This window comes from Leptospira semungkisensis (genome assembly GCF_004770055.1).
GTDB lineage: Bacteria > Spirochaetota > Leptospiria > Leptospirales > Leptospiraceae > Leptospira_B > Leptospira_B semungkisensis.
The window spans coordinates 127924-149033 of the sequence record NZ_RQEP01000012.1 but is presented as its reverse complement, the minus strand read 5'-3'; the positions used below and the strand labels follow the sequence as shown (position 1 = coordinate 149033).

The 21110-nt window shown below is 42.3% G+C and carries 19 protein-coding genes; 6 read left to right on the top strand and 13 right to left on the bottom strand.

Going from position 1 to position 21110, the window contains the following annotated elements; all coding sequences use genetic code 11:
* Window positions 1-76: 76 nt before the first annotated feature.
* The 5 genes from EHO59_RS10290 to EHO59_RS10270 form a co-directional block, all read right to left on the bottom strand.
* Window positions 77-811, bottom strand: a complete 735-nt coding sequence (locus EHO59_RS10290) for a FecR family protein (RefSeq protein WP_135587597.1) — start codon at window positions 809-811, stop codon at window positions 77-79.
* Window positions 812-918: 107 nt separating this feature from the next.
* Complete coding sequence (locus EHO59_RS10285) at window positions 919-1977, bottom strand: DNA-methyltransferase (protein ID WP_135587595.1); 1059 nt, start codon at window positions 1975-1977, stop codon at window positions 919-921.
* A gap of 138 nt (window positions 1978-2115) precedes the next feature.
* Window positions 2116-2676 (bottom strand): HAMP domain-containing protein, encoded by a 561-nt coding sequence (locus tag EHO59_RS10280; protein WP_135587593.1) that lies wholly within the window; start codon window positions 2674-2676, stop codon window positions 2116-2118.
* Between the two features lie 65 nt (window positions 2677-2741).
* The gene (locus EHO59_RS10275) at window positions 2742-3773 is read right to left on the bottom strand and encodes a FecR domain-containing protein (protein WP_135587591.1); all 1032 of its coding nucleotides are present in this window, start codon (window positions 3771-3773) and stop codon (window positions 2742-2744) included.
* A 29-nt stretch (window positions 3774-3802) separates the two neighbouring features.
* Window positions 3803-4324, bottom strand: coding sequence for an RNA polymerase sigma factor (locus EHO59_RS10270; protein ID WP_135587589.1), 522 nt, complete (start codon window positions 4322-4324; stop codon window positions 3803-3805).
* A 427-nt stretch (window positions 4325-4751) separates the two neighbouring features.
* Here EHO59_RS10270 and EHO59_RS10265 point away from each other — a divergent pair, with 427 nt between their 5' ends.
* Window positions 4752-5033: a hypothetical protein gene (locus EHO59_RS10265; RefSeq protein ID WP_246052837.1), complete on the top strand. Its 282-nt coding sequence runs from the start codon at window positions 4752-4754 to the stop codon at window positions 5031-5033.
* Window positions 5034-5075: 42 nt separating this feature from the next.
* Here the strand turns inward: EHO59_RS10265 and EHO59_RS10260 are convergent, their stop codons facing one another.
* The 4 genes from EHO59_RS10260 to EHO59_RS10245 all read right to left on the bottom strand — a co-directional run bounded on the left by EHO59_RS10260 (window position 5076) and on the right by EHO59_RS10245 (window position 10047).
* Window positions 5076-5354 (bottom strand): TIGR04454 family lipoprotein, encoded by a 279-nt coding sequence (locus EHO59_RS10260; protein WP_135587585.1) that lies wholly within the window; start codon window positions 5352-5354, stop codon window positions 5076-5078.
* Window positions 5355-5437: 83 nt separating this feature from the next.
* Window positions 5438-7339 carry a glycoside hydrolase family 5 protein gene (locus EHO59_RS10255; RefSeq protein WP_135587583.1) on the bottom strand — a complete coding sequence of 634 codons (1902 nt, stop codon included), beginning with the start codon at window positions 7337-7339 and terminating at the stop codon, window positions 5438-5440.
* 4 nt (window positions 7340-7343) lie between these two features.
* Window positions 7344-8231, bottom strand: a complete 888-nt coding sequence (locus EHO59_RS10250) for a patatin-like phospholipase family protein (RefSeq protein ID WP_135587581.1) — start codon at window positions 8229-8231, stop codon at window positions 7344-7346.
* A 595-nt stretch (window positions 8232-8826) separates the two neighbouring features.
* Entirely contained in the window at window positions 8827-10047 is a 1221-nt protein-coding gene (locus tag EHO59_RS10245) for an MFS transporter (protein ID WP_135587579.1), read from the bottom strand.
* Window positions 10048-10354: 307 nt separating this feature from the next.
* Between EHO59_RS10245 and EHO59_RS10240 the strand changes: the two genes are divergently transcribed.
* Complete coding sequence (locus tag EHO59_RS10240) at window positions 10355-11470, top strand: GGDEF domain-containing protein (RefSeq protein ID WP_135587577.1); 1116 nt, start codon at window positions 10355-10357, stop codon at window positions 11468-11470.
* Here the strand turns inward: EHO59_RS10240 and EHO59_RS10235 are convergent.
* Complete coding sequence (locus EHO59_RS10235; protein WP_135587576.1) at window positions 11462-12853, bottom strand: high affinity choline transporter 1; 1392 nt, start codon at window positions 12851-12853, stop codon at window positions 11462-11464. The two genes, EHO59_RS10240 and EHO59_RS10235, sit on opposite strands and share 9 nt — an antisense overlap.
* An 85-nt stretch (window positions 12854-12938) precedes the next feature.
* Here EHO59_RS10235 and EHO59_RS10230 point away from each other — a divergent pair, with 85 nt between their 5' ends.
* A complete protein-coding gene (locus tag EHO59_RS10230) occupies window positions 12939-13694 on the top strand; it encodes an enoyl-CoA hydratase/isomerase family protein (protein ID WP_135587574.1) in 756 nt (251 codons plus the stop codon).
* Window positions 13695-13716: 22 nt separating this feature from the next.
* On the opposite strand, the gene EHO59_RS10225 is transcribed toward EHO59_RS10230, so the two are convergent.
* Complete coding sequence (locus EHO59_RS10225) at window positions 13717-14619, bottom strand: haloalkane dehalogenase (protein WP_135587572.1); 903 nt, start codon at window positions 14617-14619, stop codon at window positions 13717-13719.
* A gap of 182 nt (window positions 14620-14801) precedes the next feature.
* Between EHO59_RS10225 and EHO59_RS10220 the strand changes: the two genes are divergently transcribed.
* Entirely contained in the window at window positions 14802-15929 is a 1128-nt protein-coding gene (locus tag EHO59_RS10220) for an MBL fold metallo-hydrolase (protein ID WP_135587570.1), read from the top strand.
* Between the two features lie 62 nt (window positions 15930-15991).
* Here EHO59_RS10220 and EHO59_RS10215 read toward each other — a convergent pair whose 3' ends face one another.
* Both EHO59_RS10215 and EHO59_RS10210 read right to left on the bottom strand, forming a co-directional pair.
* Complete coding sequence (locus EHO59_RS10215; protein ID WP_135587569.1) at window positions 15992-16672, bottom strand: class I SAM-dependent methyltransferase; 681 nt, start codon at window positions 16670-16672, stop codon at window positions 15992-15994.
* The gene (locus tag EHO59_RS10210; protein ID WP_135587567.1) at window positions 16669-18000 is read right to left on the bottom strand and encodes a hypothetical protein; all 1332 of its coding nucleotides are present in this window, start codon (window positions 17998-18000) and stop codon (window positions 16669-16671) included. Before EHO59_RS10210 ends, EHO59_RS10215 begins: the two co-directional genes overlap by 4 nt.
* Before the next feature lie 110 nt (window positions 18001-18110).
* Here EHO59_RS10210 and EHO59_RS10205 point away from each other — a divergent pair, with 110 nt between their 5' ends.
* Together EHO59_RS10205 and EHO59_RS10200 are read left to right on the top strand one after the other, a co-directional pair.
* The gene (locus EHO59_RS10205) at window positions 18111-20123 is read left to right on the top strand and encodes a protein meaA (RefSeq protein WP_135587565.1); all 2013 of its coding nucleotides are present in this window, start codon (window positions 18111-18113) and stop codon (window positions 20121-20123) included.
* Between the two features lie 3 nt (window positions 20124-20126).
* Window positions 20127-21080: a P-loop NTPase family protein gene (locus EHO59_RS10200; RefSeq protein ID WP_135587563.1), complete on the top strand. Its 954-nt coding sequence runs from the start codon at window positions 20127-20129 to the stop codon at window positions 21078-21080.
* Window positions 21081-21110 lie beyond the last annotated feature (30 nt).

Genomic DNA, 21110 nt, shown 5'->3' with positions numbered 1-21110 from the left:
TTCCGCTCTGATAAAGTGCGCGAAAAAAATCGTATAAATTTATGTGTCGAAGATACTACAAATCTTCCGCGTTACTCTATTCGGTAGTTTTAGTATGATGTAACAATTCTTGATTTTGCAGTCTTTGATCTCTCAGCAATTTGTAATTTTCTTCGCTGATGCGCTTAAAGCCATCGAGAATCTTCATCTTCTCCCGCATGAATTCCTCTAAAGGCTGCTTTAGAAGTCCTTGGGAAGATAAAACGGCCTCTTCATTTCCTTTCAGAGGGAAATTTTGTCCAGATCCCGTAGTAACTCCGACTTCGCCTTCCTTCACAAAGATGCCATTAGGAACATCTGAATCTTCATGTTCCGGGTTGCTTTGCTTTTGAGATTCCGTTTCTTCACTTATAGCAAACTGAGTTCCGCGAACACCTGCGTTATACGATGGGGAAGTAACTGCGAAGTCTTCTTTTTTAGCACCTTTATCAACTCTCGCAAAGATTTTTCCCGAAACGAGAGCAACCTTCGATTTATTTTCCTTATTATCAGAGCTAAGTTCAGCAAGACGAACCTTTGTAAAAGGAGAAATACGAACTACTACGGAGGGGCCAATTTGCAAATCCACCTTCCCTTCTTTCGTTTCTATTTCATCTTGCTTTTTTAAAACAACGTTCTTTTTAAGACTTAACTTTTTGCCGTCTTGAAGTCCGGACGCCTCACCAACCACAAATAGAACAATTGCAACTTCATCGGCCGCATATACAGAATGTATATTAACACCCAAAGAGAGCAGAAATGCAGATATCGTTAAAGTAAGCCTCAGATTCATCAATAAACTCCCTTTTATATTTCACGATTCATTCTTCGCTCGGAATCATTTCAGGAAATATAATGTTGACAACAAATAAAATAGAGCCATTTCACTGAAATTGAAGATCAGAACGGACTATAATTTGCCAGGATAGAAGAGTCTTTATCTTCGTTAATTTCTTCTACTATCTCGAAGCTCAATTGCTTCTCCTGGGATGTCACTACCGGAAAATCGAAATATTTATTCACGTGAGCTAACTTCTTCCCAATTAACTCCCGTTCGGAGACAAACTCGCGATGACTTTGAACCCGAATTTGTAGTAACTTCGACGAAATCCCAGCAGCACTCAGCAGCTTCTTCCTCGCAATCGATAGTATCCCAGAATCGAGATCATATCCTGCACTATTTCGAGAACTCAAAAGTGCGGCCAAAGAAGTAGTTCCGGTCCCCAAAAACGGATCCAAAACAGTGTCCCCTTTGATAGAAAACATATTTACCAGGCGGTATGCGAATTCCAAAGGGAAAGCAGCCGTCCTTTCCCGCGAAGCTCCTACATCCTTAAAAATCTGCCTCTCCCCTTTCAGCTCCCAAACATCGGAAAACCACTTATTTCTCTCTTCCCAGAAGAAGGCGCTATTTCTTCGGATTTCAACTTCTTGCTTGGAGTATTTTCTTAGGGCCCCTTTTCGGAAGATGAGTATATATTCATGTTCGTAAGTAACGTACGCACCAACCGGGAACATTCCAGAACCCATGAATTTAGTAGGAGAATTCGTTTGTTTTCTCCATAAAATATCAGGTAGAGAAGTGAAGCCCAAACTCCGGCAAGCTTGGAGAATTCGAGAATGATTCGAAAAAAGGGAAAATTCGCCGCCGATACTTCTAGTTGCATCACCAATATTGACGAGGAGAATTCCTCCCTGCTTTAAAACTCGATAGCACTCAGACCAGACCCGATCCAATTGCAAATGCATACTTTCGAATGCTTCATTGCCTTGGTTTTTAGATAAAAACTTTTTTGTGTTTTTATCCCAGCTCTTGAAAAGATCATCCCACATTTCCACCATTGGATAAGGAGGAGATGTCAAAACGAGATCCACGCTCTCGTCGGATAATTCCTTCATCTTGCGGGAATCAGAATGATATAAGTGATGCTTTGTCGTCGGAACCAATACGTTTTTCATATTCGTTCCGATTCAAGGAGAAGATTACCTATAGTGAATTTATAGAGAGATAATAAAATACTTTTCAAATTTAGAATATTCTAATGGATCTTAATGGCAAAATTTAGAGAGCTAAGAACAAAAACCCGAGAGCTTTCTTCATTTATGATGATGAATTTTTTTATCTATGAGCTCATTCAATAAGTCAGCGAGATCCTGAAATTCATCCCCACTCCGGATCCGAATCTTATCCACATCCTTTCCGTCTAAGAGTAGCCTTAGATTCTTCTTTATGTTATAGATTGGACCCGCCATTTTATGCGAGTAGACCAAGACGAACGCCGCAGATAAGAACAAGTAGAGTGTAGAGAAAAGAATAATCCCTCGAAACTGGATAGTAAACAGATCCAGACCATGATCGTAGTCGGGAAGTGCATATTCCTTCTCTACGTATTTTTCCTTTTCTTCTCCGTTAACGACCTCGAAACCTTTTTGATAAAACTTTACGGTGTCTTGACGAAGACGGAACACTACGCCTTTATCATATTTTGTGGAATGGATCCAGAATAAAAAGCCGAGAGTCAACAGTAGTCCGAAGATGAATAATAAGGAAAAGTTTAAGAAGAATCTTAACTGGAAATCCTTATCGATCAGATAATTCGCAAGGTGCCTTTTGTATCTGGGGGTTTTTGCAGATGGGTTTACGGTTTCTTCAGACATATAGAGATGAACCTTCTTAGGTAGAATTTCTCGAAAATTCCCCACATGTCAAAAATATTTCTCTTTTATCGAAGTTGAATCACCTCGTTCACGGAATCCCTTGGTATCTTTATTTCGTTTTTGAGGGTCTGCAAATACATAAAACTTTCGTCCATATCCACGATCACCCCTTCAAGGGTCTCACCATTCGAGAGCACTACTCTTTCTATTCTCTGATATTCTTTAAAAAGGTCTTCTTTATTTGAAAAAGATTTCTCGGTATTTCTTGGGATCTCATCTACTTTAAGTTCGGTAAATTTCTGATTCAGGCCTTTTTGTTCCACGGCAGAGAGGAAGGAACGCTGAAACCCTTTCGATTCTAAACGGATCTTTTGCCCAGGCTCCAATACCTGCTCCCCTCGATCGGATTCGTTGGTATTGATTGCGGCAACTCTTCCCTCAAGAACGGAAACGACCGTGCCTTCTGCTTTCGTCTCTCGGATCTCGAACTTGGTTCCCCGCACTTCTACCAATCCGGAAGAAGTATAGATTCGGAAGTCTTCCTTCTTCAGATTTTTATGGAGATGGACCAGCACAGTTCCAGCTTTCAGACGGAAAGATTGCTTAGAATCCCTTAGGATCTCGAGTTCAGTCCCTTCTTCCAAGACCATTCCTTCTCCTTTTGAAACAGAGAGAAAAAGCTTTGATCCGGCTTCCGTTCTTAAAGTCTGGCCTCGTCCTACAGCCTCGCCTTCATTCAGGGCCAATTGTTTTTCGGAATCGATCGAAGAAAGATAACCTTTTCCGATAATCTTCATGACGGAGATCGTAAATTGATCGGAAGGCGTAGAAGAAGATTTAGGATTTTGTAATATAAAGAGCCCGATAGCTCCTAATAAGATTGCAGCAGCGGCCGAAAGTGCATAAGCCAGAGGTCGCTTGAATTGAATTACCTTAGATGCCTTGGATTTTTCGTAAATCTGATCGAATGAAAGATCCTGAGGCGGACTAGCCCAAGATTTCGAAAGCAGGTTCGACAATGCGTCGATAGAAGAACTATATTCGTTCTTTTCTCCCTCGAGTGCCTTCCTGATTTTTTCTTCGAAATTATCTTCCATTTTCCCCTTAAGCCTTCTCTTCGTCCAGATTACATCGGTAAGATCTGTTTGCTTTTCGCTATCTCTAACAGCTTTGCCGTCGCCTTGACGACAAGCCTGGAAGCAGTTGCAACGGAAATATCCATCACTTCAGCAATATCAGCTAACGTGTAATTCTCTATATTCTTTAATACTAAAGCGTATCTTTCTCCTTCTTCCAAATCACCCAGACATTCCATTAATCTGGTTTCTAGATCGGAAAGTTCTGCCTTGCGAACAAAACTTTGACCTTCTTCCTTGTAATGCCCCATATCGTCCGAACCGGATTCCTTCACGGTAGAAAACTTCTTTGCGTGATTGATGGATCGATTTCTCGCGATGGTATATAATAGCTTAAGGGCTTGTTCCTTGTTCAGGTCGGAATCCGAATACTTCTTAAAAAAATTAAGAAACGTATCCTGCATTAGGTCAGAGGCGATCTCTGGATTCCCAGTGTATTTGTACAGGAAGTCAAAGATTCTCCCGCTGGATTCCCTATAAAGGGTTTCCATAAAGTCTTTTCGGGACGCCATTGCACAAAGATTTCAGCTGGAAACGCTAATTCAAGTAAATTCCGACGGTTAATCTAACTCTACCCTTTCCTATTTTCTCCTTTGGGCTTTGATTGAAGTAACAAATCGAAACTGGCTTTTTTACATTCGGAGAAAATTTTCGATCAAATAATTCTTCTTACTTGCATAACTTCTCTCCGCTCCAGTTGAGAAGAAGAGCTCGGTCATCGTTGTCCGCTTGCTCCAGCCTTGCGACTCCGAGCGCGAAATAGGTCAGTTGCGATCCGTCAAGCTGGAAGCTGAGGGGGGATTTTTGTAGTATCTTCGACATCCGATTCCCACAATACGACATAATTCCCCTCCAGACTGGCCTTCCGTTCGCCGATCTTAGAAAAAGATCTGATCCTAAATGAAATCCCCTTCTTTTATAGCAATCTTACTGATCACTATGGCTGGATTCATATCCCAAGGAGATCTGGTCCCTTCTCCTCAAAGCGCTTTTCCTGGAGAAAGTCCTAGTGTAAAACCTTTGCTTAGAGTATTACCTGCTTTTAGGACGGAGGAATGCGATTGGGCGATACGCTGGGATATTTGTCTAAAATGCGTTCGGAATGAATATCGTTATGCGCAGAGGATCCACTTCTTTCCAAGTGGGCAGTATAGAGAACACGGATGCTATACGGAAGAGAAAGGCTTTTTTTTGATTACGAAGGAGAAAGGAGAAGAGTAGAAGAAAAGAGCCGAGTTTAGAACTCGACTCTTTTAGAAGAAATTACTTTTTGCAGGTTTGAAGAGCTGCAATTGTTTTAGCAGATCTTAAACAGGTAAGATCATACTTTCCAGTCATACATTCTTTCAGCAATTGAGCTGAAACTTGAGCTTGCATCACTTGAAACTTTGCAGCTTGCTCAGGAGTTTGAGCAGCGGTAATGTTTTTCAATAGATCGCCTACTACTGGTTCACATTCTGCTTGGCTAACTTTTGCTCCTCCGCAAGAAATAATACCTGCAAGAAGAAAGATAGCAAGGATTGAAAAAAACGTTTTTTTCATGCAACACCTCTACGAATATTTATTATATGTCGCGAAAGTTCAACGACGAACGCCATTTTAGCGACCACCATTCTATAGAAAAGTTATTTTTTTGCCGGGAAAATAGTTATGCCGTAATATGAGACTGACTTTTCTCCCTTAAAGGTTAATATCCTCTTCTTTGCATCATACTTCCAAGTTCCGGCATTTACCAATACTTCGAAACCTTTTCCGTAATGAACTTCCGGAAGAAAGATCTCAACAATAGGGATCTCTTCTGCTTCTTTACGAAACGAATATTTGAACATGGACTTATCCATATCAAAGCTAATGGCTTCGGGATCCCCTTTTGTTCGAATCGGATATGGACGAGAAAAGGCCTTCACTGCCCTTCCCCCATCTTCATCTATGCTCTTAGGAGTGTCTATAGAATAGATAGAAAGGTCTTCTTCGTTCCATCTATCGCCAAGGCTATTCGTATTATCAGGAGTATAGTTCCATAACGTATAATGCACGAAGTTCTTTTCGATAGCGGAAAGGATCCTATGCAATGCTGCTTCTAAATGAGAATAGTTCTTAGTTCGAAAAGCTAATCGTCCGTTCATATCCATCGGGATTCCAGTCTCTCCGATAACGGTAGGACAATTTCCCATTTTCTTAATGGAGAGATCCTTGATCATCTTAATGGTATCTTCGTACGCTCTATCCACATTCTTTCTACCGAATATCGGAACCTGCTTGAAGATATGCACTCCGAACCAAGGAATATAACGTTTGAACATGAGCACCGAAACATCATACCAGTGAGTGGCGTTTACAACAGTTCCCTCTCCTGTTTTCGGCTTCTCCTTCCAATCTATATCAAGGCTTCCAGGATCGGATTCTATAAAGACGGAGAATTTCTTTTGTACGGATTGGATCCTAGTTTTGAATTTCTTAATAAAGGGAAGCATAAACTCGGAATAGAATTCGACTTGTCTTCCTCTATACTTTCCGAAGTAATTCGGTCTTAAGAGCATGGGAGCCCCGTTCGGATCGTAATCCCAAACCCCATGCTGTCTCCATACGCAAGACTTTCCTTCTTTCCAAAGAGGAATCCCGTTCGGATTCAATTTAGTTTTTCCGAAATGAACACCTGTAAATCCCAACATATACGCGTTATACGCATTTACTGTTCTTCCTTCGGAAAGGAACATTTCTTGAAAAGGAGAAGTGGATACTATTTTTCCGAAACCAAGGCCAGAGAATTCTCCTATATTCTTCTTTCCTATCCAGCCAGGAGAAGGCTCGTTCAATGAATCGAAGCCGAGCACATTTTTGTATTTCGAAACCTTCTTCGCTACTTTACTAATCGCTTCTATATAATGATCTTGTAAAAAAGTCTCCGCATTCTTTCCGCGAATGTTTAGTTTCGGTGCGAAGGTCCTTCCCCCAAAGAAAAGAGTAAACATGGTACCGCATGCATACTTCTGATAATTCAGAGGCCAGGACATTCTTCGGTAGTTCCTACCTTGGAAATGATGTACGATTGCAGTGTCGGAATCTTTGATCTTCTCTATGTCCATTCCGACTTCTTCTAAGGTCCAACCGGGTGCGCCGTCTCCTCCGGTAAATCGGGACCAAACGTCTTGGTGCGGATCCATAAATACGTAGAAGCCTTTCTTCTCGGCTAAGGCGACCATTCTTTCCACGTAATCCAGATAGGCCAGATCATACTTGCCAGGGCCGAGATGTTCTATCGCCTCCCAAGTCACCAAGAAGCGAAGAAAATTAAATCCCCATTTTCGCAAGCGATCCAAATGTTCCGAAGCTTCCTTTTCCTCTAACGGCCTTCCCACAAAAGAAACTTTTCTGTGGTCATGAAAGCTCAAGGATTGATCAAAATGCGTGGTCCCATCCGGTTTATAAGGAAGTTTAGTACTTCCGGAAAGATTCACTCCTCTCAGTTGAAGAATATATCCTTCGGAATCTACGAAATTCCCGTCTTTAATTTTTACTTCCAACATTGGATTAATCTTCTCCGAATTGAACCTTTGCGTCTTCATATCCTCGGCTGATCAGATAATCCGCTTGGACTTGAGAAAAATTTAATATACTTCCGAATCCTAAAGAAGTCCTCGGTCCTATGACTCGAATCTTGTAATCCGACTTCTCCGGTTCCGAAAAGGAAAGGAGAGACAAAGATCTTGTGAAGCCTCTTTTCTTCTCTTTTTTCTTTTTCTGGTATTGCAAGTTTGCCATAATGGTTTGAAAGGACCCAATCAAAGAAAGTTCGAAGACTCGCTCCAATCCTTCTCTTCTGCTTCTTGGCAATCCCATATTCACTCCGCCCACCGGCGAGAGTAAGACTACTACGATTTCTTTGGCGCCTCTTTCTACTGCGGGAAGAATAGGAACGTTAGCCATCACACCCCCGTCCCAATGTGGCTTGCCATCTACATATTGCCAAGGGAAGATCAATGGTATGGCGGAAGAAGCCATGACATGTTCTATATCTATGTCCTTATTCCCGAAGAACACCAACTCAGCTGTCAATATGTTCACTGCAGTGATGATCACTTCCATCGGATTCTTTCTTAGCTTTCGAAAATCAAGTTGAGAATAGAGCAGGTATTTTAAGGGAGTTGTATCTGCCAAAGGGGAAAATCGGCGAAAGATCAGGTCCAAGAAATCATTCCAAATGGAATACTTCATTACCTTTTGGATCTCTATGGATTTCCATAGCTCGATAATTCCCGCAGCGTTCATTCCGCATCCGAGTGCGCTGGCTGTTATAGCTCCTACGGACGTTCCACAAACCACATCTGGTTTGAAATTGATCTCTTCTAAATACTTCAATACGCCGGCGTGATAGGCCCCTCTGGCTCCTCCACCCGATAAGATCAAAGCTCTCTTCATTCCGATCAAAAACCCTGCCGGGCCAGTCTTCGACCTTGCGGGTAAATTTCAAGACGTAATATTGGTTCGGAAGATTGGGTTTGTAGTAACTTCGACAGGGAACACTCTCTTTCCGCTGAACGGTTGGATAACGAGAGCAGTTGGATGGAGGAGAAGAGCTAGTAGTTAGAGATTTGGTTGTCGAAGTTACTACAAATTGATCATGATCTCCCAATTTGGAGATCAACCTGGAAAGAAATAGGAGTGAATCTTGTCGTAACTTCGACGAAAAGGAATATTCCCAACTTATGATATTCAGGAATTAAAACCTTCTGAGTGTCTGCGTCCAGCAAAGCCGAATGCCCGAAAGTGACCAATTTTCAGAACTCAGAAAGGCCAGTGGTCTGATGGTATTGCAATAGGGTCCGAAAGGTCCTTTTGCAGGGGTCTGGGCTATTGCTCAGCCACCTCACAGGTCATTTTCTTGCTGCAACTGTCGCTACTCAACTAAACCACCTCCTTTTACGTGTGGCCAGACCATATTCTGTCACATTAAAAAGTCAAGAAATGTCCGAATTTTTTTAGAATTTCAAAATGACTTTTCGATCTCAGCAGTTTAGGAGACTACTTTTACTTTTCTGGAGAGATAAAGAGCGAGAAGATTAAAGCCAACCGCAAGATATCCTACAATATCAAATCTTTCGAAAGTTCCATTTGGCAACTGAACTAGTATAGCACCGGCTAACAAAGCTCCCAGGCCCGTCGCAACACTTTGCATGCTGGAATTCACGGACATGAAGCTTCCACGGATCTCAGGTCGAATGGAAGAAGTCATCAAAGCCATTGCAGGAATCACCCGACCGGAAACCAAGATCATGAAGAAGGTGGTCACCACGAGCGCCAAAGGCACTGGCAAGTCCTGAGGAAGATGAGTGATCGAGAGAATCGGTAAAATCGCAAGAAGGACAAGGAACATGAAGATCCTATGCTTTCCAAATTTATCAGATAGGAAACCTACTAACCAAGAAGAAGCAAACGTACATATCCCACCGATTTCGTAAATACGGCTTACATCATGCTTGGAGAAGCCCATATTCCTTTCCATATAAACGGCGATCGAAGTTACTACAGTGAACCCCCCTAGGATCACGGCCATAAAGAAGACTAAAGCTCTCAGGTGAGCCGGATCGGACAGAACCTTACCCAACTGACTGAAGTCGGCAATTGGAGTCTTCTCCATTTTAGAAGGCAAACTAGGTAAATACAATATGGCAAAGGCTAAGATCGGAATTCCAATTGCTACAATGAATCCAAAAGTATAGTTCCAGCCGAAATGAATTGCGATGCGTATCCCTGAAGGAACTCCTAATACCGAAGCAGCAGAGAAAGCTCCCATCACTCCACCCATTGCCTTCCCTCTTTTCTCAATAGGAAACACGTCGCCTATGATAGAAAGAACGATTCCGCTCATCATTCCACCGAAAATTCCGGCAATGACGCGAGCGATCAAAAGAAAACTATAAGTATGCGCAACGGCACAAAGCGCCGTTCCGATCAAGAAGCCGGAATACAAAAAGATGGCAGCCGATTTACGATTGAAGCGATCGATAAAGTTAGCCCCAACTAGCGCAGCGATCGCAGCCGCGAAAGAATAAGATGATAAAATTAAGGAGAACATCGCAGTATTAATATGAAACTGCTTCAAGAAGTAATCCTGAAGAGGAAACATAATCATGAAGTCCATGATGTTTGTGAACTGTATGCTTGCTAAAAGAAAGATTAAGAATATTTCGTTAGTTACTGTTTTTGAGCGAGTTGCGGTTGCGACCGATTCCATGCTTACCAGATTTTTTTAGGTAAGGTAGAAAGGGAGGCTTTTTTCATCTTGCTGCATTTCAATCTAGTAAATTTCTTTCAGCATTGATTTTACTCAATCAAAGATCGAAGGTTTATCTAGAACTAAGTCTAAGATCTTTCTCATTCGAGACTCAATGGATGCTCGTTAGTTTGCGGGACGAAGGAAGCCTCACCTTTCTTTCTTATATGAAGTAAATAATTTTCTAATTTTAAGGCTTTCTGCAAAGAGGTTACGAAGAGAGTTCTGTATAAACAAAGATCTTCCTTCCGTCTATCTGATTATTCACATGAAAATTAGAAAGTTCATAGCGGAAGATTTTTCCTATTCGAAATCGGGTGAAATTCGAAAACTCAGGTCCTTGGATAACGATAAGTCCATCAGGGTTTTAAGTTCTTTTATTCTACTAATCTCTGTTATCTTACTCTTTCAAAATCTATTCTTACCGGACACTCAAACCGTCCCTAATCTTCAATTCTTGTATGGAATGTGCTTCGGATCCTCGGCTTTGATTTCTGGATTCATGTTGGCAATTTTAGCCCTTAAGGATCTACAGGGAAAGAAACTGTCTCATTTCACTACTGTTTCTTATGTGATTGCTTTAACGATGACAACAACGTCCACCACCTTGGTCGACTTCTCCCATATCACAGACTATTCTGCTTATTGTTTTGGTCTTCTTATGCTGCCTCTATTTATTCGAGCTAGCCTCTTCACTTATACATTCATTGTTCTTTTGAATTTTTCATGGTTTGTGATTGGATTCGTGTATGTATTGGGGAATGAATTCAATCTACCTACAGTCACTCCGATCATTGCATTCTCTATAGCAAGTTTAGGAGGTGCGATCAGTGTAGAAAGTGCTCGTCTTAAAGGCAATATACTTCAACTTCAATTAGAAGAATCTAATCGGAACTTGAAAGAGCTTTCTCATAAGGATTCTTTAACAGGTCTATTCAATCGCAGACATTTAATGGAGTCCCTCCATACTCTCCTTTCTGCATCCAGAAGATATGATTTTCCTTTATCCGTTCTACTTTTAGATCTCGATCATTTCAAGAAGGCAAATGATTCCTTAGGACATCAAGCGGGAGATAAACTTCTCGCAAGTATAGGTCGTCTTTTATCCGGTCTAGTTCGGGATTGTGATGTAGCGGCTCGTTATGGCGGGGAAGAATTCTGCGTAGTACTTTCGAATACCAACCGAGAAGGCGCAAGATTCGTTGCAGAAAGAATCCGAACAAGGATCGAGAACGAAACCTTTGACGATATCCCTTGGAAGATCACCGTGAGTATAGGAGTCGCGACTCGAGAGACCGACGAAAGCTCAGAAGACTTCCTAAAGGCTGCCGACTTAAAACTATATGAGTCCAAGGCAGCAGGAAGAAATCGGGTTTCAGCCTAACCCTTCTTCCAAGTAGGAAAAAGCAAAGAATCTCCCCAAATATTGTCCCAAGAAGCTGACGCCTAACGCAGGTATGGTGGCCGGGAGCCATTCCGGCCCGAAAAATTTTAATACCAACCAAACGATCATTCCGGAGAACATTGCGTATACAGCCCCGCTCGCGTTTGCCTTCTTCCAAAACAGAGCAGCAATCAAAGGTACAAATAAAGACACAAGGCTAATGGAAGAAGAGTCCGCCACGAGTTGATAGATATTGGTTTCGCTCAATGCCATTCCTACAGAAACGATCGTTACGATTAATACGGAAAACCTCATCACTCTCAAAAGCAATTTTTCGGATGGATCCTTAAGCGCTGGCCGGATCAAATTCTCTCCCAATACCGAAGCCGGTGCAAGAATTGCTCCGGAAGCTGTGCTTAAGATCGCAGAAAGCAATGCACCGAAAAATAGGATCTGTATCAGTAAAGTAGAATGTACTAATACTACGTTCGGAAGGATCATCTGATTGTCCCCGGCGGCAATTTCCGGATACACCCTTCTTGCAAAATATCCGGCAAGCAAGGGTAAGAAAGCGATCGTTAAGTACATTCCTCCTCCCAGAAAAGAAGAATACACGGCAACCTTTTCCGACTTAGAGGACATCACCCTTTGAAAGATATCCTGCTGGGGAATAGAGCCAAGCCCTATCGTCATCCAAGCCGCAATATAAGCCAGGATCGCATCCATTCTCATGGGCGGAAAGAAGGAGAAGAAGCCAGGTTGCGCAGTCGCGAGGACAGTTTGAAATCCTCCCGCCTTGTCTTGCAGATCCCAAACCAATACTGCTAAGCCAACTATGATCAGGATTGTCTGCATGAAGTCAGTGATCGAAATTGCCCACATTCCACCTATATAAGTATATATTAATACTACGATGGAGGCGAGAAGGATCCCTACATAGATATCAAAACCAAAGAGCGTATGGATCACAATTCCCATAGCTACTAACTGGGCCGCAATCCATCCGAAATAAGAAGGGATCATAAAAAGCGCGGAAAGAAATTCCACCTTACGACCGAATCTATTCTTGTACAAATCTCCGAAGGTAAGTATGTTCATTCGATATAGAGGCTTTGCAAAAAAGATCCCTACCAAGAACAAACACAACGCAGCTCCGAAAGGATCTTCGATGACCGCCAAGATCCCTCCGTCTACAAATTTAGAGGAGGCTCCCATCAAGGTTTCCGAACCGAACCAAGTGGCAAATAATGCAGAAGATGCCAGAAGCAGAGGAAGTCTTCTGCCCGCTAGGACATAGTCCTGGGAACTTTTAACGAATCTGGAAGCAACGGCCCCAATGAGAATAGTAAGACAAATGTATAAGATTACGAATAAACCTAGCAAGTCCCGAGTCCGATCCGAAAATTTCTGAATATGCGATCCTGAAAGTGGAAGAAAGGAATGCAAGCTTTATTAAAATTTGGCTCTTATGAGCTTTGAACATCTACTCTTGGACAATAGAAACGGCTTACTTGTTGTGACCTTGAATCGGCCGGAAATGAACAACGCGCTGAACATCAAGATCAGAGACGAACTCGAATCTATCTTTTCCGATTCTAAAAATGATCCTGCGGTAAAAGGTATTTTGCTTACTGCTAACGGCAAAAATTTCTGTAGTGGCTATGATCTTCAGGAAGTGATAGATACCAAATTAGATTCTTTCCGTCATCGTATTTTAGAATATCATTATGAACTATATTCTTATCCGAAACCGGTGATCAGCGTTCTGAAAGGATTTTGTTCCGCTGGAGGTTTCGACCTGGCGCTCTGCGGAGATTATATTATTGCCGAAAAGAAAACATTTCTTTTTAGACCGGAAATCCGCTTTGGAGGCCCTCCCCTTATCACCACTTTGGCTAGAAAAGTAGGACCTACAAAAGCATTGTCTCTCACCTTATTAGGAGATCCGATCCGAGTACAAGATGCGGTTTCCTTAGGTATAGTGGACGAGCTATATACTGGAGAAGATATCGTACATCATGGACTAAAAGTCCTAGAAAAGATGTGCCGTTGGAATACCGATCTAATCCGAGCGGAAAAAGAGATCTCAAATAATTTCTTTATGGGAAATCTTTATGAAAACCTAAAGAAAGAGTTCGATATATTCGCGAAATTCTTAGAAAATCCGAATTTCCTTTCGATCATTTTAGAATATTCGAAATCCATAAATCAAAAAGTAGAATAAAAAACGGACTGAAAGTGTAACTTCAAGAAGGGTTGCTTTCAATGAACTGAGAGAGTAAATCCGCCAAGAGCTCCCCCTTCTCTTCTTGTAAGAAATGACCTGCACCTTCGATGGTTGTATGTTTTTGTCCTTTTGCTCCAGGGATCATTCTCCTAAAAAAGATGTCTCCTCCCTTCGTAATGGGATCCGAATCACTAAACATTGTGATAAAAGGTTTCTTCCAGTTTTTATAGAAGAGCCAAGCCTGTCTGTTCTTCTCCGATTCAGGATTGTCGGAGGAGATCGGAACCAGGGTCGGGAATTTACGAGCAGCAACCTTGTATGACTCATCCGGAAAAGGAGAGTCGTAGGCTTTGACCACTTCTGCACTCAATTTAGTTACACATCCATTCTGAATGATCTTCCCAATCGGAAGTTTACTCACCTCTTGTGAAAAACTCAGCCACTTTAAAAAACCTTCTTTAGGAGGAATATCTCCTGTAGGCAAGAAAGTGTTGGAAGCACAGACCCTACTAAAACGAGAGTCCAAGTCTGCAACTGCTCTAAGACCGAGTAGACCTCCCCAATCCTGACAGAACAAAGTGATCCGTTTTAGATCGAGAGCGACAATAAACTCTTTCAACCAGTTTATATGATTCTCATACGTAAATATATTTGCATCCGTTGGTTTATCAGATTTTCCGAAACCGATCAGATCCGGAGCAATAACTCTGTAACCTTTCATTGCAAGAGGAGGGACCATCTTTCTATATAGATAAGACCAACTCGGTTCCCCGTGCAAGAGTAGGATTGTTTCTTGCGCATCCTTAGGCCCTTCGTCCACATAATGCATTTTGAATTCTTTCAACTGTATATAATTAGGAGAAAAAGGATAATCCGTTAAATTCGCAAAAGAGCCTGTAGGAGTTTCTAAAAAAGTTTGCATAGTAAATCAACCCAACTTATAAATTAAGATCGTTTCGAATTTTGAGAGCAATATTCTGATTTCTTTTCGTTCCTTGTCAAACTTCTTCAAAAAATTCTGCATGTGGTTCCTCTTTTTGTGATATAAAGAAAAAAGAAATAGGAACGAATTAGATCCATCGCAGGACTATATAGGAAAAATTCATGTACATTCGGAAATCTCGTAAATTAACAAAATACGCTCTCATCCTTTTAGTTTTGATTACCCTACTCGTTTTATCTCAAACTGCTTGTTTAAGCTCCTTCGGAGGAACTCCAAGCGGAGCACGATTGGAAAGAATGAAGACTTCCAAAATGTATAAGGACGGACAGTTTGAAAACGATCCTTTTGTTCCGAATGTAGTTCCAGGCACTTATTCAAATATCTTACGCAGACAATTATTCGGATCGGAACAGAGGACTCCCCCTTCTCCCATTCCAGTTCTTCATCCTAATCTTAAAGATTTTTCTGAACCCCTCAGCACAGGTTTAAGAGCAATCTGGTTTGGCCATTCTTCCGTTCTAGTCGAAATAGATGGAGTTCGCATTTTTACGGATCCAGTTCTTTCTCAAAAAGTTTCGCCCTTCGAAGACATAGGACCGGAGAGGTTCTTTCAACCTCCGATTGCGTTAGCCGATTTGCCTCCTATAGACGCAGTAGTGATATCGCACGATCATTATGATCATTTGGATAGGGACGTTGCTCTTCATTTAACGAAAAAAGGCACGAAGTATTTTGTTCCTCTGGGAGTTGGTGCTCATTTAGAGGCTTGGGGAATTCCTTTGGATCGGATCGTAGAACTGGACTGGTGGCAAAAAGAGAATACTAAGAATGTCGAAATCGTTTGCACTCCGGCAGTTCATTATTCGGGAAGAGGTTTATTCAATCGTAAATCCACTCTTTGGTCCTCTTGGAGTGCCATCGGTCCAAAGCACCGATTTTATCACAGCGGTGACTCCGGCTTCTCTCCTCATTTTGCAGAGATCGGAAAACGTCTTGGTCCTTTCGATCTGACCTCGATCAAGATCGGAGCTTATGATTGGACTTGGGAAGGAATTCATATGAATCCGGAACAAGCATTGCAGGCTCATCTAGATTTAAAAGGTCAATTCATGCTGCCCGTCCACTGGGCAACATTCAATTTAGCGATCCATTCCTGGGATGAGCCTATCTTTAGAACGAAAGAAGGAGCCGAAAAAAATCAAATTCGTTTACTCACTCCTAAGCCAGGACAATGGGTAATACCCGGAGAGAATTTCGTCTCGGAATCCTGGTGGGAGCAAGTGAAATAGAGCAAACAAAGACGAAACTTTCACCGTTAGAATTCAGGAACTCGTTCGAATAAAATAGGCCCTTACTCTTCTACAAACAACTCGTCGCAGAACTGACTGTCCTGCACGATCCTACTCTCGAGAAGATTGAAGGCGACTCTTCTGAAATAAGGTTTGATCAATTTTTCGTAATATTTCTTGGATCTTTGGTAGGCATACGGATCGGTAAAATAGATCTCTTTCTTCATTCTATCATAGTCGTTCTTTGTCGGAACGGTGAAATAGAGATAATTCACTAGTTTATGAAGTTTTTCAAAGACCTTAGGCAGTTGTTTTTCCTCAATGTACTGCACTACAGAATTGCAGACGCCCAGATCGAAAGGTGGAAAATTGAAATGTTTTAGTTCCAGATCCTGAATGGTAGAATGCAAAAAGGAAAGATTATATCCTCTGATCCATTTCTGCTTTGCAATCGCATCTACCATCTCTTCGGAAGGATCTACTGCAAAAATGCGATTCGGCTGGAATATCTTTACAAATTCCTTCAATAATAACCCTTTTCCGAATCCGAAATCGGCGATGCTCCTAGGCTCTAGCTGCATCAGATCAAAAAGGGACTTTATATATTTTGCATGTTCTTTGGCGTTAAAGGAAGCATCTACATCCTTTCCGCTTCCGTATATTTCGTCCCAATAGGAAATTTCAAACGGCTGCCCATTGGCGCCATAGGCGATATAGTCCGAGTCTTCTTGTTTTTTCCTCATGCCTCGGGGGCCTTGGAAGATACAAACAAGGAAATTAGAAAAGCCTTAAGTTCATCGTAGCCTTTTTGGTTTTGGATCTCGGCTCTAGCTTCTACAGAACGTGTCTTAAGTGTTTTCAGACCCGGATCTGTTTGGATTCTTTTCCATAAATGAGCGTTTATTAAGATTCTTTCTGAGGATAAGAATAGATATTGAGTATTCTTTGCTTTTACTTCTCTTTGCAGAAGCTTACGATCCACTGCCCAAATCTCGGACATCAAAATATAATCTTTCTCTCTGAGCTCATGAGAAGCGCTAAAGGAAGTTTTTTGTTTCGTAGAGAAATAGAGATAAGACGCGACCTCGGGCGAAGTGTAGATCTTTTCGTCCGGATTGATGACCAACCTTCCCCGCAAGGAAGCGATGTCCTTAGCGAGAGAGTTCAACTTTTGCTTATCTATTCCCCCAATCGGAAGGATCGTAAAATAACCTGAGGCTGCGATCAAGAAGAAGAAAGCGATCGATGCCGCTAACGAATTCAATTCCTTCTCCGATCTTAAGAGGAAAACTCCTATGAATAAGATCAGAATAATGGAGCCGAATCCGAGCAAATAAGCCCAAGCAGCTCTTCCCATAAAGGAGAAGGATCGAGTTCCATAAAAATCAAGATTTCCTAATAGGATCACAAGCAATACGAAAACGGAAAGATATCCGAATAAGAATAATTTAGGAAGGTTCCTTCTCTTGAAGAAGACGGATTGTTGCTTCTTCTTTTCCCGGATCCCTACTGTTCCTGCCTTGATCACAAAAATAGTAAAGCCGACTAAGAAGAAAGTAAAGTGAGAGAATAATCCAAGAAGAGTGCAAGAAGCTAAGACAAGAAGATCGATAATTGTCTCCATTCGGAATGAAAGGAACAGGAGCAGAAGAAAGGTTAAGCTCACCAATTCTCCCAACATATGCAAAGGCACTGTATACGAAAGAGGATTGATCGCAGCTATATAGCAGAGAAGATAATGATTTAACTTCCAAGTCTCCTTCTCCATTAAGTATGCACAGAGATGGATCGCTAAGCTTAGGAAGAAAGCGCCGAAAGTAACATAGGCAGTGATGTAATTCAAACCCAAAACGGATTTCCAAGCATACAAAAGCAAGAAGGCTAAGGGTTCTTGGAAGGAGAAGAATTTTCCGTCTTCGGAAAGAGAGCGAAGTTCGGCGAGGACTCTGAAACTTTCTCCGTTGGAAGGGTCTCCATGCCAGGAATAAAATAGAGTCAATAATCCGGTTAGAAACAGCACCGAGAGTAAAATGAGCGCGGGGTTTGCTTTTCTGTTTCTTTCCAAGTCCATTGCGGCAGGTTTTTCTCTCCTACGGATTTCGGAGCAACGTTAAAAATTTAGGTGAAATTATACCAACACATTTTGAACTAAACTAAGAGTCATATTCCGAGGACAAGAAGATGGAAAAAAAAGACCATATCCTGTACGATAAGTCGGGAAACCCGAGCAAAGAGCCCGCTTGGATTTTCAGAACCTACGCAGGTCACACCAACGCCAAGGAGTCCAACGAACTCTTTCGTAAAAACCTGGCAAAAGGCCAAACAGGCTTATCCATCGCCTTTGACCTTCCTACTCAATGCGGGTATAGCTCCGATCATGCGATTGCAAGACCCGAAATCGGAAAAGTAGGAGTTCCTATCAATACTCTCGAAGACTTCCGGATCCTATTTGATCAGATCCCGATCGAGGAAATGAACACCTCGATGACCATTAACGGGACTTCTATGTGGCTTCTTTCCCTGTATGTGGCGCTTGCCGAAGAAAGAGGAGAAGACGTCTCCAAGCTGCAAGGCACGACTCAAAACGACATAATCAAAGAATACTTGGCGAGAGGGACCTATATCTTCCCGCCGGAACATTCCATCCGAATTATCGTGGATATGTACGAATATTGTTTGAAGAGGATCCCAAAATGGAACCCATCCAATATTTGCTCGTACCACTTGCAAGAAGCGGGAGCAACTCCCGTACAAGAGTTGGCATTCGCTCTTGCGACCGGGATGGCAATTCTAGACGCAGTTAAAGACAGAAACTGCTTCACTCACGACGAATTCGAGCAGTGCGTTGGTAGGATCTCCTTCTTCGTAAATGCAGGGATTCGTTTCATCGAAGAAATGTGCAAGATGCGCGCCTTCTCCGATATGTGGGAAGAGATCACCAAAGGAATTTATGAGGTTAAGAGCGAGAAATATCGCCGCTTCCGCTATGGAGTTCAAGTAAACTCTCTTGGTCTCACAGAAGAACAGCCGGAGAACAATGCTTGGAGAATTTTGATCGAGGCATTGGGAGTCACTCTGAGCCGAGATTCAAGATGCCGAGCACTGCAACTTCCTGCTTGGAACGAAGCACTTTCCCTTCCTCGTCCTTGGGACCAACAATGGTCTCTTCGTTTGCAGCAAGTTCTCGCGTACGAAACCGATCTTTTAGAATATCCTGACCTATTCGAAGGCTCCAAAGTAGTAGAAAGCAAAGTCAGAGATTTGATCGACAATGCGAACAAAGAGATCGCAAAGATCAAAGAAATGGGCGGAGCGATCAAGGCGATCGAGAACGGATACATGAAGGCTCAGCTTGTTAAATCCCAAGCGGAGAGATTGGCAAAGATCAATAACGACGAACTCATTATCGTGGGTAAGAACAAATGGAAGGAAGGAATCCCTTCCCCTCTTACAAACGATCCTGACGGTGGTATCTTTAAAGTAGATCCTAAATCTGCAGAGCAAACTTTGAAAGTTCTAGCGGATGTTAAAGCTAAGAGAGATTCTAAGAAAGTAGAAGAGACACTCGCTCGCTTAGAAGACGATGCTCGAAACGGCAAGAACCTGATGTTCGCTTCCGTAGAATGTGCAAAGGCTCTGGTTACTACAGGAGAATGGTCGGACACTCTACGCAAGGTATTCGGAGAATATCGTCCTTCTACAGGCGTAGAAGGTCAGAAACTGAATCTGGAATCTGAGAAGGTAGTTGGCGTCCGCGCGAAAGTAGAAAAGTTCCTGAAAAGCACAGGTGCAAGACCTAAGATCGTAGTCGGTAAACCTGGGTTAGACGGTCATTCCAACGGCGCAGAGATGATCGCGGTTTCTGCAAAGCACGCGGGATTCGACGTGATCTATTCCGGTATCCGATTAACTCCGGAAGAAATCGTTCAGTCTGCGGTAGAAGAGAATGCGAATGTGATCGGAGTATCTATTCTCTCCGGTTCTCATGTGGAACTTGCAGAGCAAATCTTTGCGGAACTGAAGCATTATAAAGCGGATATACCTGTGGTCTTCGGTGGAATTATTCCTCAACCTGACTTCGATAAACTTCACAAGATAGGCGTGAAAGCTATCTTTACTCCTAAAGACTATGATCTGATGGATGTGATGGATCGAATCATCGAAATCGTTTCCCAGGTTCCAGCCTCAGTCTAAGGCATGACCGTTCGGTTCGCAGGTAACGAACTCAAAGAACTGATCTCCGAAGCGGCCCAGGGGGAGAAATACCCTCTGGCGAAACTGATCAGCGAATTAGAAAGACCGGATTCATTCGAATTTCGTAAATTACTTTTCCAAGAACTACAGAACGCCGGCTTTACTGGAGAAAGATCCTTAACGATAGGATTTACCGGAACGCCTGGCGCCGGAAAATCTTCTCTCTTAGGGGAGATCTCCACTTCCTTTTTAAACACTGCGGCAGACAAGAAGATGGCTGTCGTTGCAATCGATCCTTCTAGTCATATCAGCGGAGGCTCATTGCTCGGGGACAGGACTAGACTTTCTCTTCCTACAAGAGAACGTAGGATCTTTTTTCGTTCCCAGCCGAGCCAACTCGAGTTGGGAGGATTGAATCCTTATACCTATCATGTGATCCGTCTTCTAAGATGCTTCTTCGACCTGGTGTTCGTAGAAACGGTGGGAATAGGCCAGAACGAGATCGAGGTCTCCAAACTTTCCGATCTTTCCTTCTTAGTTATGGTCCCTCTAGGCGGGGATCAGATCCAATTCATGAAAAGTGGGATCATGGAAGTCCCCAACGCATTCATATTAAATAAATGTGATGAAGAATCCCTCGCAAGAGCCAGCTATCATACCCTTTCTACGACTCTTGAGTTCCTGAAAGATATAAACCCAGGGGGAAGCATTCCTCCTATCTTTCTTACAAGTGTAAAGACAAAGAAGGGAATCACAGAATTATTAGATTTCATTCTATCTCAAAGACCGGTCATAAACCGCAAATCCGAAACCATTCTTCAATTGAACAAATGGGTAAAATCGGAATACGGGAATTTCGGGCTTTCTGTTCTGGGCGAACTGCAAATTTCCGAAACCAAAAGTTTCGAAGATTGGGAAATCCTATTTAAAACGGAAATCGCGAAGAAATTCAAATAAATCGCCTTTATAGCGAACGAAGCCGCAATT